This window comes from Streptomyces sp. GQ60 (assembly GCF_059758875.1).
Genome location: NZ_JCAXEG010000005.1, coordinates 397,860 through 411,729, shown reverse-complemented (window position 1 = coordinate 411,729; position 13,870 = coordinate 397,860). Strand labels below are relative to the sequence as shown.

The 13,870-nt window shown below is 73.6% G+C and carries 14 protein-coding genes; 9 read left to right on the top strand and 5 right to left on the bottom strand.

Annotated features, from left to right (window positions below; genetic code table 11):
* Window positions 1-4 precede the first annotated feature (4 nt).
* The 3 genes from murC to AC6CKD_RS15885 all read right to left on the bottom strand — a co-directional run bounded on the left by murC (window position 5) and on the right by AC6CKD_RS15885 (window position 2,874).
* Entirely contained in the window at window positions 5-1,399 is a 1,395-nt protein-coding gene (murC, locus tag AC6CKD_RS15895; protein ID WP_498327957.1) for a UDP-N-acetylmuramate--L-alanine ligase, read from the bottom strand.
* A gap of 88 nt (window positions 1,400-1,487) precedes the next feature.
* Window positions 1,488-1,955, bottom strand: coding sequence for an indole-3-glycerol phosphate synthase (locus tag AC6CKD_RS15890; RefSeq protein WP_498327956.1), 468 nt, complete (start codon window positions 1,953-1,955; stop codon window positions 1,488-1,490).
* A gap of 145 nt (window positions 1,956-2,100) precedes the next feature.
* Window positions 2,101-2,874, bottom strand: a complete 774-nt coding sequence (locus tag AC6CKD_RS15885) for a pyrimidine reductase family protein (RefSeq protein WP_498327954.1) — start codon at window positions 2,872-2,874, stop codon at window positions 2,101-2,103.
* A 36-nt stretch (window positions 2,875-2,910) separates the two neighbouring features.
* Between AC6CKD_RS15885 and zapE the strand changes: the two genes are divergently transcribed.
* The 5 genes from zapE (at window position 2,911) to AC6CKD_RS15860 (ending at window position 8,608) form a co-directional block, all read left to right on the top strand.
* On the top strand, window positions 2,911-4,020 hold the full coding sequence (zapE, locus tag AC6CKD_RS15880) for a cell division protein ZapE (protein ID WP_498327953.1): 1,110 nt from the start codon (window positions 2,911-2,913) through the stop codon (window positions 4,018-4,020).
* 61 nt (window positions 4,021-4,081) lie between these two features.
* On the top strand, window positions 4,082-4,513 hold the full coding sequence (locus AC6CKD_RS15875; RefSeq protein ID WP_478687538.1) for an OsmC family protein: 432 nt from the start codon (window positions 4,082-4,084) through the stop codon (window positions 4,511-4,513).
* A gap of 266 nt (window positions 4,514-4,779) precedes the next feature.
* Entirely contained in the window at window positions 4,780-6,120 is a 1,341-nt protein-coding gene (locus tag AC6CKD_RS15870; RefSeq protein ID WP_498327952.1) for an alkaline phosphatase PhoX, read from the top strand.
* A gap of 599 nt (window positions 6,121-6,719) precedes the next feature.
* The gene (locus tag AC6CKD_RS15865; protein ID WP_498328136.1) at window positions 6,720-7,652 is read left to right on the top strand and encodes a polyphosphate kinase 2 family protein; all 933 of its coding nucleotides are present in this window, start codon (window positions 6,720-6,722) and stop codon (window positions 7,650-7,652) included.
* A 17-nt stretch (window positions 7,653-7,669) separates the two neighbouring features.
* Window positions 7,670-8,608: a polysaccharide deacetylase family protein gene (locus AC6CKD_RS15860; RefSeq protein ID WP_498327951.1), complete on the top strand. Its 939-nt coding sequence runs from the start codon at window positions 7,670-7,672 to the stop codon at window positions 8,606-8,608.
* Between the two features lie 34 nt (window positions 8,609-8,642).
* Here AC6CKD_RS15860 and AC6CKD_RS15855 read toward each other — a convergent pair whose 3' ends face one another.
* Together AC6CKD_RS15855 and AC6CKD_RS15850 are read right to left on the bottom strand one after the other, a co-directional pair.
* Entirely contained in the window at window positions 8,643-8,843 is a 201-nt protein-coding gene (locus AC6CKD_RS15855) for a hypothetical protein (RefSeq protein WP_478687535.1), read from the bottom strand.
* Window positions 8,844-8,895: 52 nt separating this feature from the next.
* On the bottom strand, window positions 8,896-9,570 hold the full coding sequence (locus AC6CKD_RS15850) for an AIM24 family protein (RefSeq protein ID WP_498327949.1): 675 nt from the start codon (window positions 9,568-9,570) through the stop codon (window positions 8,896-8,898).
* A 71-nt stretch (window positions 9,571-9,641) separates the two neighbouring features.
* Between AC6CKD_RS15850 and AC6CKD_RS15845 the strand changes: the two genes are divergently transcribed.
* The 4 genes from AC6CKD_RS15845 (at window position 9,642) to AC6CKD_RS15830 (ending at window position 13,808) form a co-directional block, all read left to right on the top strand.
* Window positions 9,642-10,391 (top strand): aminoacyl-tRNA hydrolase, encoded by a 750-nt coding sequence (locus tag AC6CKD_RS15845; protein WP_498327948.1) that lies wholly within the window; start codon window positions 9,642-9,644, stop codon window positions 10,389-10,391.
* 136 nt (window positions 10,392-10,527) lie between these two features.
* Window positions 10,528-11,895 (top strand): MbnB/TglH/ChrH family RiPP precursor modification enzyme, encoded by a 1,368-nt coding sequence (locus tag AC6CKD_RS15840; protein WP_498327947.1) that lies wholly within the window; start codon window positions 10,528-10,530, stop codon window positions 11,893-11,895.
* Window positions 11,892-12,938: a TIGR04222 domain-containing membrane protein gene (locus AC6CKD_RS15835; protein ID WP_498327946.1), complete on the top strand. Its 1,047-nt coding sequence runs from the start codon at window positions 11,892-11,894 to the stop codon at window positions 12,936-12,938. Before AC6CKD_RS15840 ends, AC6CKD_RS15835 begins: the two co-directional genes overlap by 4 nt.
* A gap of 84 nt (window positions 12,939-13,022) precedes the next feature.
* The gene (locus AC6CKD_RS15830; protein WP_498327944.1) at window positions 13,023-13,808 is read left to right on the top strand and encodes a TIGR04222 domain-containing membrane protein; all 786 of its coding nucleotides are present in this window, start codon (window positions 13,023-13,025) and stop codon (window positions 13,806-13,808) included.
* Window positions 13,809-13,870: the final 62 nt, after the last annotated feature.

Sequence of the window (13,870 nt, the reverse complement as noted above, 5' to 3'; positions counted from 1 at the left end):
GCCGTCAGTTCGACAGACGGGCCAGGATGGCCGGCCCCAGGTCCGTGACATCGCCCGCACCCATGGTGAGAACGAGATCGCCGGGCTTGGCCATTCCCGCGATGACGTCGGCGACGGCTTCCTTGGAGTGCTCGGGGGTGACGTCGGCCCCGGCGGCGCGCGCGGCGTCGATGATGATCTCGCTGGTGACCCCGGGGACCGGGTCCTCGCGGGCCGGGTAGATGTCGAGGACGACCGAGGCGTCGGCGAGGGCGAGGGCCCGGCCCATCTCCTTGCCGAGTTCCTGGGTGCGGGAGAAGAGGTGCGGCTGGAAGACGACCAGGATGCGGGAGTCCCCGGCGGCGCCGCGGATGGCCTCCAGGTCGGCGGTCATCTCGGTCGGGTGGTGCGCGTAGGAGTCGATGACCTGGACCCCGGCGGCCTCGCCCTTGAGCTGGAGGCGGCGCTTGACCCCGGTGTACTTGCCGAGGGCGGAGGCCAGGTTGTGCGCCGGGATGCCGAGCGCGACGCCGGCGGCGAGGGCCGCGACGGCGTTGTGCGCGTAGTGGCGGCCGGGCACCGACACGGTGAAGGTGAGCATCCGGCCGTCGATGACGACGGTGACCTCGCTGCTCAGCCCGCGCGGGGTGATCTTGGTGATCCGGACGTCGGCGGCGGGCTCCTCGCCGTACGTGACGACCGTCAGGCCGGGGTTGGCGCCGACCCGCCCCGCGATCTCGGCCGCGCCCGCCTGGCCGTGGGCGATGACCAGGGTGCCACCGGCCGGGATCTTGCCGACGAAGGTCTCGAAGGACTCGTAGATCTCGTCCATCGACGCGTAGTTCGCGTGGTGGTCGAGCTCGGCGTTGAGGATGATCGCGACCTGCGGGGTGTACTTGTGGAAGCTGCGGTCGCTCTCGTCGGCCTCGGCCACGAAGATGTCGCCCTCGCCGTGGTGGGCGTTGGAGCCGGGGGCGTCCAGGTCGCCGCCGATGGCGTACGAGGGGTCCAGGCCCAGCGCCGAGAGGGAGACGGCCAGCATCGAGGTGGTGGTGGTCTTGCCGTGGGTGCCGGCGACGGCGATCGGCCGCAGGCCGTCCATCAGCCCGGCCAGGGCGTCGGAGCGGTGCACGACGGGGATGCCGAGCTCGGCGGCGCGGGCCAGCTCCGGATTGTCGGCGCGGATGGCGCTGGAGACGACCACGCAGGTGGCGTCGTCGGCGAGGTGACCGGCGGCGTGCCCGATGTGGACCGTGGCGCCGTGGGCGCGCAGCGCCTGGGCGGTCTCGGAGTCACGCGAGTCGCTGCCGGCCACCTGGGCGCCGCGCTGGGCCAGGATCTTCGCGATGCCGGACATGCCGGCGCCGCCGATGCCGATGAAGTGGGGCCGTTCCATGGCGGTCGGCAGGCCGGGCTTCATTCAGGTAGCTCCAGGATCGATGCGTACGTACGGCAGCCGGATGTGCGGTTACGGGGTTGCGTGGATGCACCGTCCGGCCGCCTCCACCCTATTCCTTGTGGGCGAAGAGCTTGAGCACCGGAACGCCGACCTTGTGGCGCGCCCGCGAGGCCCAGTCCCGGTGGAAGAACTCCTCGACGTAGTGCGGGGCGGTCAGCACGATCACCTCGTCGGCTCCGGTTTCGTCCACCACCGCCTTCAGCTTGTCGAGCGGATGCTCGTCGACGATCTGCCCGACGGCCTTGGCCCCCTTGGCCCGCAGCGAGGCGAGGGAGTGCTCGATCGCCAGTTCGGCCGGGCCGCGGGCTGCCTCGCCCTCCGGTTCGTCGCCCTCGCGGATGGCCTCGGGAAGCTCACCGAGCGCTACGTCGTCGATGGCGCGCAGCAGCCGGTCCCGGTCGCCGCGGGGCTGCATGAGGACGATGAAGGAGACCTGCTCGTCTCCGTGGAGGGTCGTGACGAAGTCCACGTCGACGGGGGTCAGCGGCTGCTCGATCATCAATACGCTCGTGAACACGGACGCCCTCTCCTTCGTGGGCCGAGACCGGCCGGCCGGCCCCTGCGGAAACCATCCTGCCCCGCTGTGGCACGGGGCCTGCGGTTATACCTGCCCACTAATGTGCCCAGCGGAAGCTAAGCGGAACGACTAATTCCGCCTCTCTTCAGATCCGACGGTAACGCGTGAAGAGAAACCCGGCCTCTTCCAGCAGGCAGGCCGCCGCGAGCCGGTGCGGAACCGTGACGGACGGCCCCCCGGAGATCCGCTGGGCGTCACCCGCCGTGAGCATCGGCGAGATCGTCAGGCACAGCTCGTCCAGCGCGTCCGCGGCCACGAACTGGCCCAGCAGCCGGGGCCCGCCCTCGGTGAGCTGGCGGCGCAGCCCCCGGTCCGCGAGTTCCCGTACGGCCCGGGCCGGATCCACGCCCGCCCCGTCGCCGGCCACCACCACGTGCGCCCCGGCCTTGGCGGCCTCGTCGACCCGGCCGGAGGGGGCCGCGGCGCCCGTGAGCACCAGGGTGGGCACCAGCGGGGAGGAGAACAGCGGCAGCGAGAAGTCCAGGTCCAGGCTGGCGGAGACCACGGCGATGGCCGCGGCGGGCCCCTGACCGGCCGCGCTACGGCGGGCGGCGAACGCCTCCCGGGCCCGCGCCGGGCGGTAGCCCTCCTGGCGAACCGTTTCCGCGCCGACGACCACCACATCGGCCAGGGCCCGCAGGGTGCCGAAGATCCGCATGTCGGTCTCGCCGGAGATGGGCTGCGAACGCCCGTCGTGCTGGGCCGCGCCGTCCAGGGTGGAGACCATGTTGGCCCGCAGCCAGTGGCCGTCCGGACCGAGCTCGGGGTACTCGTACGCCTCGGCGAGTTCGTCCAGCGACCACTCACGGTCGGTCCGGTCCGCTGATGTCTGATCGGTCACAGGGAACAGGCGTCGCATCGGTGCAGTGTGCCACGCCCCGTAGAGTTAAGAGCTGTGTCAACATCACTCTCGCCCTCAGCGTCAGCCCCCGGGCGGCCCCCGATAGCCGACGTGGGACCGCAGTCCCTGTGTGCCCGCGAGCCGCGGGTGCCCGCGGAACGGCTCGTGGCCGAGATGGTGCCGCCGCCGCGCTTCGACGCGGTGCGCTTCGACACCTACGACCCGGACCCGGCCCAGCCCAGCCAGTCCGAGGCCGTCACCGTCCTCGCGGACTTCGCCGCGGGCCTCGGCGGGGCGCACGCGAGCGGCTCCGGCAAGAAGCGGTGGTTCTCGCGGACGCCGAAGAGCACAGCCCCCACCGGCCCGCGCGGTGTCTACCTCGACGGCGGCTACGGCGTCGGCAAGACCCACCTGCTCGCCTCCCTCTGGCACGCCACCCCGGCCGAGCCGGCGCTCAAGGCCTTCGGGACCTTCGTGGAGCTGACCAACCTCGTCGGCGCGCTCGGCTTCCAGCAGACCGTGCAGACCCTCGGCGGGCACCGCCTGCTGTGCATCGACGAGTTCGAGCTCGACGACCCGGGCGACACCGTCCTCGTCTCCTCCCTGCTCAGCCGCCTGGTCGAGCAGGGCGTGGCGCTGGCCGCCACCTCCAACACGCTGCCCGGGAAGCTCGGCGAGGGCCGCTTCGCCGCCGCCGACTTCCTGCGGGAGATCCAGGGGCTCTCCGCGCACTTCCGGCCGCTGCGCATCGACGGCCAGGACTACCGCCACCGCGGCCTGCCGGAGGCTCCCGCGCCGTTCTCGGAGGAGCAGGTCACGAAGGCCGCGTACGCCACCGAGGGCGCGAGCCTCGACGATTTCCCGGGGCTGCTGGAGCACCTGGCCAGGGTCCACCCCAGCCGCTACGGGGCCCTGACCGACGGTCTGACGGCCGTCTGCCTCACCGATGTCGGCCCGATCCCGGACCAGTCGACGGCGCTGCGGCTGGTGGTCCTGGCCGACCGGCTGTACGACCGGGAGGTCCCGGTCCTGGCGGCGGGCGTTCCCTTCGACCGCCTCTTCAGTGACGAGATGCTGAACGGCGGCTACCGCAAGAAGTACTTCCGGGCCATCTCGCGGCTCACCGCGCTGGCACGCGACGCGAAGCCCCTGGTGTCCCAGTAGGTTTGGAGCCGTCGGCCCGTTCCGCGGGCCGGCCGTTTCCACTTCTGCGAAGGGATCCACCATGGCCGGCGCCACCCGCAATGCACACGCCGTTTGGGAAGGCGACCTGTTCGAAGGCAAGGGCGAGGTCACCCTCGACTCGTCCGGCCTCGGCAGCTACCCCGTCTCCTGGCCCGCGCGCACCGACGAGCAGGCCAACGGGCGCACCAGCCCGGAGGAGCTCATCGCCGCCGCACATTCGAGCTGCTTCAACATGGCCTTCTCGAACGGTCTCGCGAAGGCGGGCAACCCGCCGGCCAAGCTGACCACCTCGGCCGCCGTCACCTTCGTGCCGGGCAAGGGCATCACCGGGATCCACCTCACCGTCGAGGGCGAGGTGCCGGGCCTGGACAACGACGCGTTCGTCGCCGCGGCCGAGGACGCGAAGAAGAACTGCCCGGTCAGCCAGGCCCTGACGGGTACGACCATCACCCTCAGCGCCAAGCTGGCCTAGCCCCCGGCTCCGCCCGGGCGGGCCGATTCGGGCCCGCCCGGCCACATCTGCGGCCCCGCCGGCGTTCGAGCCGCGGGTCCGGGGCGGAGCCCAGCCGGGGTCCGGGCAGAGCCCGGTGAACGGTGGAAGCGCGGTGAGGGGCACGGCTCCGCGCGGCGGGCCCCCGCGCCCCGCCCGGGTACGGGTGCGCGCGGCGCGGCACGGACGGCGCGTCGGCGTGGTACCACGGCCCCGTCGAAGATCCGCCCCACCACCCGGAGTTGCCGATGAACCTCAGCCGACGCAGCCTGATGGCGGCCGCGGCCGTCTCCTTCGGCGGAGCCCTCGGCGCGCTGTTCACCGGCGACGCCGCCCCCGCCTCCGCCCGCGGCTACGGCCCGCTGGTGCCCGACCCCGCCGGGCTGCTCGATCTGCCCGCCGGGTTCACGTACCGCGTCCTCTCGCGCGCGGGCGAGCCGCTGCGTTCGGGCGAGGGCGTCATCCCGGGCAACTTCGACGGCATGGCCGCCTTCGACGCCGGTCAGCGCCGCGTCCGGCTGGTGCGCAACCACGAGAACCGGACCACCGCCGCCCTGCGGGTCCCTCCCGTCGACGGGCTCACCTACGACCCGTACGCCCTCGGCGGCTGCACCCTCCTCGACCTCGACCCGGCCGGCCGGGTCACCGCCGAGCGCGTCGCCCTGGCCGGCACCGCCGTCAACTGCGCGGGTGGCCGTACTCCCTGGAACACCTGGCTGTCCTGCGAGGAGACCGAGGACCGGGCGGGCACCTCCGGCTACACCCGCGACCACGGCTACGTCTTCGAGGTCGACCCCGCCGATCCGCGCCGCTCCGGCGCCGTCCCGCTCACCGCGATGGGCCGCTTCGCGCACGAGGCCGTCGCCGTGGACCCGTACCTCGGCGTGGTCTACGAGACCGAGGACGCCTTCGTCGAACCCTTCGGGCTCTTCTACCGGTTCCTGCCCGCCCGCCCCCTCGGCGGCCTCGGCTCCCTGCGCGCGGGCGGCGAGCTGGAGGCCCTGCGGGTCCCCGGACTGCCGAACCTGGCGGTGGTGGACGAGCCCGGAGCCGAGTTCCCCGTGGAGTGGGTCCCCGTCCCGGACCCGTCCGCGTCCGGGACCCCGATCCGGCTCCAGGACTTCGGCCCCGGCGGGGTCACCCACGCCCAGAAGCTGGAGGGCTGCTACTGGGGCGACGGTGGCGTCCACTTCGTCTCCAGCTACTCCCGCACCCGCGAGGGCTCCCCCGCCGACCACCAGGGACAGGTGTGGTTCTACGACCCGCTGCGCGCGCGGCTCCGGCTGGACGTGCTGTTCGGCCCGGCCGCCGGCACCCTGCTGCCCGGCGACTCCCCCGACAACATCTGCCTGGCCCCCGACGGCGGGCTGATGGTGTGCGAGGACGGCGGCGGCGCGCAGTACGTCCTGGGCGTGACCCCCGGCGGCGAGGTCTACCCGATGGCCCGCAACGCCGCCGACACCGGGAAGCCGGGGGCGCCGGAGTGGGGCGAGTTCGCCGGGGTCACCTTCTCCCCGGACGCCCGGACGATGTACGTGAACGCGTACGCGCCCGGGACCACCTTCGCGGTGACCGGTCCATGGCGGTGACCCGCACTGTCTTCCGGCCCCCGCGCACTGCCGTCCGGCCCGCCCGGCCTGGTCTTTCGCCACGTCGCGGTCCACTGCGTTGTGGTGGAACATCGTAGGGAGTCGATGGATCGAGGTAGGTAGCGGTGGCCAAGAAGGACAGCAACAAGCCGACGGGGTCGGCCGAGCCGTCGGAGACGGCGAAGTCCGGGAAGGGCGCCAGCCCCACGGGGACGGCCAAGACCGCCGAGGGCGCGGGGGCTTCGAAGGCCTCGAAGGCCTCCAAGCCCGCCAAGGGCGGCGAGAAGGCGAAGGCCGGGGAACCGGCCAAGGCCGTGAAGTCCGAGGAGCAGCAGAAGGCCGGGTCCAAGACGAAGGCGAAGGCCAAGGCAAGGGCCAAGGCCGCCGGCTCCGAGAAGCCCGCCAAGGTGCCGAAGGCCCGCAAGGCCCGCAAGGCCACCCCCGGGAAGCCCGCGGAGCCGGCCGCGCCCGCCAAGGGCGAGAAGGCCGCCAAGGCGGAGAAGCAGACCCGTCCCGCTGCCGGCACCGATGCCGGCAGCGCCGCCGCCACCGGCGGGAAGCCGAAGTCCAAGCCCCTCTCCCTGCGCGAGCTGCTCCGCATATCCGCCGAGAACTCCACGGGCTCCAAGGGCGGCGCCCGCAAGACCGGAGGCCACGGACGCGGACACGGGTACGAGTACGGGTACGGGTACGACACCCCGCTGAGCCCCGTGCTCCGCGTGCCGCCGGGCGAGCGCGTCGACCTCGGGGCCTTCCACCCCGGAGCCACCCCGGCCGGTCCCACCGACAAGGCGGCCGGAGTGGCGGCCACCGCCTTGATGGGTGAACGGCTCGCCTCGCTCCAGGAACGGCTGTACGCCGCCAGCACCGCGGGCGACCGCCGCCGCGTCCTGCTCGTGCTCCAGGGCATGGACACCAGCGGCAAGGGCGGCACCGTCAAGCACGTGATCGGGCTGTTCAACCCCTCCGGCTGCCGGATCAAGGCCTTCAAGGCGCCCACGTCCGAGGAGCAGAACCACCCCTTCCTCTGGCGCATCATGAAGGCCCTCCCACAGCCGGGCGAGGTCGGCATCTTCGACCGTTCGCACTACGAGGACGTCCTCATCGCCCGCGTCCGCGACCTGGTGCCGCGCAGTCAGCTCGGCCGCCGGTACGCGCAGATCAACCGGTTCGAGAAGTCCCTCGCCGACGACGGCGTCACCGTGGTGAAGGTCTTCCTCCACATCGGCTACGAGGAGCAGCGCAAGCGGCTCCTGGAGCGGCTCGACAACCCGGACAAGCACTGGAAGTTCAACGTCGGAGACATCGAGGAGCGCTCCGCGTGGCCCGCGTACCAGCAGGCCTACGAGCTGGCCCTGGAGCGCTGCTCCACCGATGCCGCGCCCTGGTACGTCGTCCCCTCGGACCGCAAGTGGTACCGCAACTGGGCGATCAGCAAACTGCTGCTGGAGCATCTGGAGGGCATCGCGCCGCAGTACCCGAAGGGTGACTTCGACGTGGAGGAGTGCCGCACCCGCTTGCTTGCCACATAGTCATATATTTTGCGTATGTGACCATCTCAGTGCGCAGGACGGCTGCCGTCGCGGCCGTAGCAGCTCTCAGTGCCGCCCTCGCCGCGTGCGGGGGCGGCACCGGTTCGTCGGACGCCGGCGGCCAGGCCCGGATGGGAGCCTCCGCGGCCCCCTCCGCTCCGGCCTCCGCCTCCCCCGCCACCGCGGGGTCCGCCGCCCCGTCGTCGAGCCCCCAGGGCAGTCAGCCGGCGGCCCCGCAGCCCGGCCCGCCGGGCAAGGCGCCGACCCTGGCTCCCGGTCCGGGCGGCCTGACCCCCGTCTTCGACCGCACGAAGCAGCAGACCGACAAGACGGTGGCGCTGACCTTCGACGCCGACATGACCTCCGATCAGGGGCCGCGCGCGGCGGGCGGCGAGCGCTTCGACAACCCGCAGCTGATCTCCACGCTGCGCACCCTCAAGGTGCCCTCGACGGTCTTCATGACGGGCCGCTGGGCCGAGGAGTACCCGGACCAGGCGAAGTCCATCGGCACCGACCCGAACTTCGAGATCGCGAACCACTCGTACAGCCACCACGCCTTCAAGTCCCCGTGCTACGGGCTCCCCACCCTCGACGAGGCCGCCGCCCGCGCCGACGTGGACCGGGCCTTCGAGGCCTTCCGCAAGGCGGGCGCGGTCAACACCGTCCCGTACTTCCGCTTCCCCGGCGGCTGCTACGACGACCAGGCGCTGCGGGCCATCTCCACGGCCAAGGTCACGGCCGTCCAGTGGGACGTGGTCAGCGGGGACGCCTTCGCGAAGGATCCCGACGCGGTGGCCGAACAGGTCCTGGCCGGGGTGAAGCCCGGCTCGGTCGTGGTCATGCACTGCACGCGCAGCGCCGCCCCGGTCACCGAGGAGGCCATCCGGAAGATCGTCCCGGAGCTGCGCAAGCGCGGCTACCGCTTCGTCAAGGTCTCCGACCTCATCGGAAAGTAGCCCGGGCCCCGACGGGCCTCGAGATCCCGCGGCCTCAGCCGGAGCAGGCCGTGCGCTGCGCGTCCTGCCACTCGCACACCGGGCACAGCACCACGCCCGGTGTCGCGACCCCGTACTCGGTGGGCTTCCCGCACTCCACGCAGTCGGCGTAGGGCGGCCCGGCCACCCGCCCGGCGGGGGCCGCGGGGGCGGGGCAGTACGAGGAGTCGGTCGCGGTCTGCTCCGTCTGGTCCATGCGTACGAGCCTACTCACCCGCGCGGCGTGCCCGCGTGCGCGGCGTGCGCGGTCAATGGGCGGCGGCCGACTCGGCGGCCTCGCTCGGGCGGACGATGACGAAGCCCTCGCCGCTGAGCTTCAGCTGGACCGCCTCGCCGGAACCGCCCCGGATCATCGAGCCGATGGACTGGGACCGGTGCAGCGCCGCCTCCAGGCGCGCGCTCCAGCCGACCACGGCGTCGGTGTCCACGTAGACCGGGGCCTGCGGGGTGACCGGGATGACGATCGGGTTCCCGTCACAGACCACGGCGAGCTTCCCGGTGCCGGTGAAGAGGCTGTTGAAGAGGCCGCCGCCGGCCATGCCGGCGCCCTTGAGCATCGTGATCTCGTAGCCGAGGGACGGGTCGAAGCACAGGACGTTGCGGCCGTTGACGGTGAGCGCGTCACCGGGCTCGAACTCGATGACGAAGCAGTGGCCCGCCCGGTGCGCGAACCAGGCCTCGCCCTGCCCGCGTACGGACATCAGCGGGAGGCCCTCACCCGTGACGGCGCGCCTGAGCATGCGGCCGACGCCCTCGCCCTTGCGCTCGAACCGCAGGTTCCCCCGGAAGGCGACCATGGAACCCTGGCGGGCGAGCACCTCGCCGTCGACGGTGTACTTCACGGACTTGGCGTTCTGCAGGGTCATCCCGGGTACGGCGGACGCCTCGGCCAGGTTCTCGGACGCGAACAGGTCGCTCTTCATGCCGTCGATACTCCCCCGTCCCGGGCCCCTCGGGCATCAGCCTGGAGGCGGAAACTGGCATCCTTGGCCGGATGAGCACCCAGGACACGCGCCACGACACCCCGGTACCCGCAGTCGGGTCCGACAGCCCCTTCCGGCAGGAGCGGATCGCCCGCGACGAAGCACCGCAGTACGTCCTCCCGCTGGTGGTGCGGATCGAGAAGACGGAGCCGCCGGCCCGGACCGACGCCCTGGAGACGGCCGCCCGCGCGGTGCTCGTCCTGCTCACCGACGAGCGGTCGGCCGGCGAGGGCGAGTGGGCGGCGGCGGTCCGGGACTGGCAGGACGCGCGGATCCGCAAGGTGGTGCGCAGGGCGCGCGGGGCGGAGTGGCGCAAGGCCGGGACCCTGCCGGGCCTCACGGTGCAGGGCGCTGACTCGGAGGTACGGGTCTTCCCGCCGGTCCCGCTCGACGGCTGGCCCAAGGAGCTGGCCAAGCTCCAGGTGTCGGGCACCGATCTGGACGACCCGGAGCCGGTCGCACCGGCCGAGGCCGGCCTGCCGGTCCTCTGGCTCAACCCCGGCCTGGACATGTCGGCCGGCAAGGCCATGGCCCAGGCCGGACACGCGGCGCAGCTCGCCTGGTGGGAGCTGACCGGCCCGGAGCGGGCCGCGTGGCGGGATTCCGGCTTCCGGCTGGCCGTACGGACGGCCGCGCGCGAGCGGTGGACGGAGCTGTCCGGGAGCGGGCTGCCGGTGGTGCGGGACGCGGGGTTCACGGAGATCGCGCCCGGCTCGTGCACGGTGGTCGCGGACCATCCGGCGCTGCGGGCGCGGCTGTAGCGCGGATCGGCGGGGCCGCGGGGCCGCGGGGCCCGGAACCTCAAATGTTGCTCTGAACGTCCCCCTGGGCGGGTTGGCTCGACTCCGTCGGGGCCATGACATCGGCACACGGACCGATGAGAGGGGGCGAGGGGACATGAAGCCCATGGCACACCTGGGGGTGGGCATCGGCTGGCGGCCGGAGATCGCGGGAGCGGTGGAGGGCCTGCCGGGCTTGGACTGGGTCGAGGTCGTGTCGGAGAACATCTGTCCCGGCCACCTGCCCGAGTCCCTGCTGCGGCTGCTCGAACGCGGGGTCCGCGTGGTGCCGCACGGAGTCTCGCTGGGCATCGGCGGCGCGGACCGCCCGGACCAGGCGAAGCTGGCCGCGCTCGGGGAGCGGGCGGTGGCGCTGGGGGCTCCGCTGGTCACCGAGCACATCGCCTTCGTACGGACCTCCTCGGTGGCGCCGGGACCGGTGCTCGAAGCCGGGCACCTGCTGCCCGTGGCGCGGACCCGGGACGCGCTGGACGTGCTCTGCGAGAACGTGCGGATCGCGCAGGACGCGCTGCCGGTGCCGCTCGCGCTGGAGAACATCGCGGCGCTGGTGTCGTGGCCCGGGGAGGAGCTCACCGAGGCGCAGTTCCTGACGGAGCTCGTGGAGCGGACCGGGGTGCGGCTGCTGATCGACGTGGCCAACCTGCACACCAACCGGGTCAACCGGGGGGAGGACCCGCTCGCCGTACTGGACGGGATCCCGCTGGAGGCGCTGGCGTACGTGCACGTCGCCGGGGGCGTGGAGCGGGGCGGGGTGTGGCACGACACGCACGCGCATCCGGTGCCGGCGGCGGTGCTGGAGGTTCTCGCGGAGCTGCGCTCCCGGGTGGAGCCGGCGGGCGTGCTGCTGGAGCGGGACGACGACTTTCCGGCCGGCGCCGAGCTGGCGGGTGAGCTGGCGGCGATCCGCGGGGTGCTGGACGGCCCTGCGGGGGCTGTCCCCTACCCGCCCTTCCCCCGTTCCCCGGGCGCTGCCCGGACCCGCGCCGCGAACGCCGACGGGGCTGGGACCGGGGCCGACCCGATGCCCGTCGCGAAGGCCGGCGGGGCGGGGTTGGGATCTGCCCGGACTCGGGTCGGGATCGGGCAGGCTGCCCTGTTGTCGGCGCTGGTTGCCGGAACGCCCGTGCCCGAGGGGTTCGACCGGCAGCGGGTGCGCGTACAGGCGCGGGCGCTCGCGGCCAAGCGGGCCGGGGTCGTGGCCAAGCTGGCGCCCGAGCTGCCGGGCATCCTGGGCGGGGAGGACGCGTACCGGGAGGCCTTCCTCGGCTACGCCCGGCACCGGCCCATGGCCGCCGGATACCGGCGCGACGCGCTGGACTTCGCCGAGCACCTGCTGGTCCGGGACCTGCCGGCCGACCCCGCCGCCCGGCGCCGGCTCACGCTCTGGTGGCGGGACCGGGCCCGGGCCCGGCCGCCGCGCCGGGCCGTGCGCTGGGTCCGCGCCCTGGTGGGGAGGGCGGCGTGAGCTTCTTCGACTTCCTCGCCGTGGCCGTCTGGATCGGCGTCATCGCTTCCAGCGTCCTGCTCCTGCGCGGCCTGCGGCGGTCGCGGCGGCCCGCCCTGAGCCCCGCCCCCCGTCTGCACGACCTGTCCGAGGCCGCCTTCATGGCCGGCGGACCCGGCGCGGTGGTGGACGCCGCGCTCGTCTCGCTGCTCTGCGACGGACGGATGCTGGCCGGCGGGCCCGGCATCGTCCAGGTGCGGCCCGGGGTGCGGGGCGGTGACCCGGCCCAGCGGGCCGTGCTCCAGGCCTGTCAGGGTGCCCCGTCCGGATGGCTGTACCAGATCCGCTACGCCGCCATGCGGGACCCGGCCGTGCAGGAGACCGGCGACGCGCTGGCCGCCCGCGGGCTGATCGCCACCCCGGGCGGCCGGCACCGCTGGTTGCGCCACGGCGTGGCCCAGGCCGTGGTGTGCGGGGTGCTGCTGGTCCTCTCGCTGCCGCTGTCCTTCGTCGCCTTCGTGCTCCAGGAGGGGGCCGGATCCGTTCGTGTGCCGTTCATCGTCGAGGTCCTGCCCGTTCTGCTGGGCGGAATCGTCGTGGGCACCGTCGGCGCCTCCCGGGCCCGGCAGCGGATCACCCCGGCCGGGGCCGCGGCGCTGCGCGCGATCCGCGCCCACTTCGGGGCCGACCCGAGCCCGTACGTCCAGACCTCGCTGTTCGGGCTGAGGGGGCTGAGGGACCCGTACCTGCGCGAGCAGTTGGTGCCCGCGGCTCGCGGGACCCGGCTGGCGGCGGCCCAGCCCCGCGGGCGTTCCGGTGCCTCGGGGTCCTCCTGGGGGTCCGGGGACGAGGTGCTCCCGGTCGTCTGGTGCGCGGGTTCCGACGGCGGCGGGTCCGGCGGTTCGAGCTGCGGCTCCGGCGGGAGCGGCTGCGGGGGCGGCGGATCCAGCGGGTCGAGCTGTTCCGGCGGCTCCGGCGGGTCGAGTTGTTCGAGCGGCTCCAGCGGGTCCAGCGGTTCGAGTTGTAGCAGTTCGTCCAGTTCCAGCTGCAGCAGCAGTTCCTGACCGCCCATCACGGACCCGTCACGAGCCGCTCACACCTCGGCAGAGCCCTGTACCCGCCGGTTTCGCATCTTGTAGAACTCGGACATGTTCTGGGTCCTGTTCCTCCTCCTTGCCTGGGCAGGGCTGCTGGTCGCGTGCACCCGCCTCCTGAGGGCCGCCGCCGAACTGGCGGAGCCCCCGCCGGGCACCGCCGCGCGCCACCACCACGACGAGCTGAGCCTGTACGAGGCCGCCTACCTCGCCGGCGGCCCGCAGCGGGTGGCCGAGCTGACGCTGCTGTCGATGGAGCGCCAGCGGCGGCTGCTGCTCGCCCACACCGGCTGGGCGACGGTGGTGGACCCGGTGGGCCGCGATCCGCACGAGTGCTCGGTGCTCGGCGCGTTCGGGCCGGACGGGCAGGAGCCGGTGACCTCCGTACGGGCGGTCGCGGCGCGGGATCCGGCCGTACGGGCCCTCGCGGACCGGCTCGGAGAGGCTGGGCTCGCGCTGCGCGACGGGGCCCAGCGGGAGATCGACGCGGGGATCCGGTCGGTCCGGCAGGCCACCGCGCTGGTCCTCGGCATGGCGGCGGCCGCGCTGTGCGTACCCGATCCGGGGACCACGACCACGATGATCCTGTGCTGGTTCGCGCTGCCGCTGATCCTGTCCCTGGGATGCCTGGCCATAGCCCGCGTCGAGGGGCACGCGCAGTCCGCGTGGGCGTCCCCCGCCGGCCGGCGGCTCCTCGTGGAGCTGGGGCGGGAGCGCGGTGTGCGGGGCTCGCTGACCGCGGTGGCGCTGCGGGGGCTGCGCGCGGTCACCGATCCCGAGCTGCGGGCGGCCCTCACCTACGGCAGGCGGGGCCGGATTCCGGGCCAACGGGGGGATTGAGCGCGACACCGGCCGGCGGTCCTGTACAGGAGGCCGCCCGCCGGATCTCATCGGACGGTCCG

Coding starts and splice junctions, on each gene's coding strand:
- AC6CKD_RS15845 (WP_498327948.1), top strand. CDS start 9,642: ATGAGCACCCAGGACACGCGCCACGACACCCCGGTACCCGCAGTCGGG.
- AC6CKD_RS15885 (WP_498327954.1), bottom strand. CDS start 2,874: ATGCGACGCCTGTTCCCTGTGACCGATCAGACATCAGCGGACCGGACC.
- AC6CKD_RS15870 (WP_498327952.1), top strand. CDS start 4,780: ATGAACCTCAGCCGACGCAGCCTGATGGCGGCCGCGGCCGTCTCCTTC.
- AC6CKD_RS15830 (WP_498327944.1), top strand. CDS start 13,023: ATGTTCTGGGTCCTGTTCCTCCTCCTTGCCTGGGCAGGGCTGCTGGTC.
- AC6CKD_RS15850 (WP_498327949.1), bottom strand. CDS start 9,570: ATGAAGAGCGACCTGTTCGCGTCCGAGAACCTGGCCGAGGCGTCCGCC.
- AC6CKD_RS15875 (WP_478687538.1), top strand. CDS start 4,082: ATGGCCGGCGCCACCCGCAATGCACACGCCGTTTGGGAAGGCGACCTG.
- AC6CKD_RS15840 (WP_498327947.1), top strand. CDS start 10,528: ATGAAGCCCATGGCACACCTGGGGGTGGGCATCGGCTGGCGGCCGGAG.
- murC (WP_498327957.1), bottom strand. CDS start 1,399: ATGAAGCCCGGCCTGCCGACCGCCATGGAACGGCCCCACTTCATCGGC.
- AC6CKD_RS15855 (WP_478687535.1), bottom strand. CDS start 8,843: ATGGACCAGACGGAGCAGACCGCGACCGACTCCTCGTACTGCCCCGCC.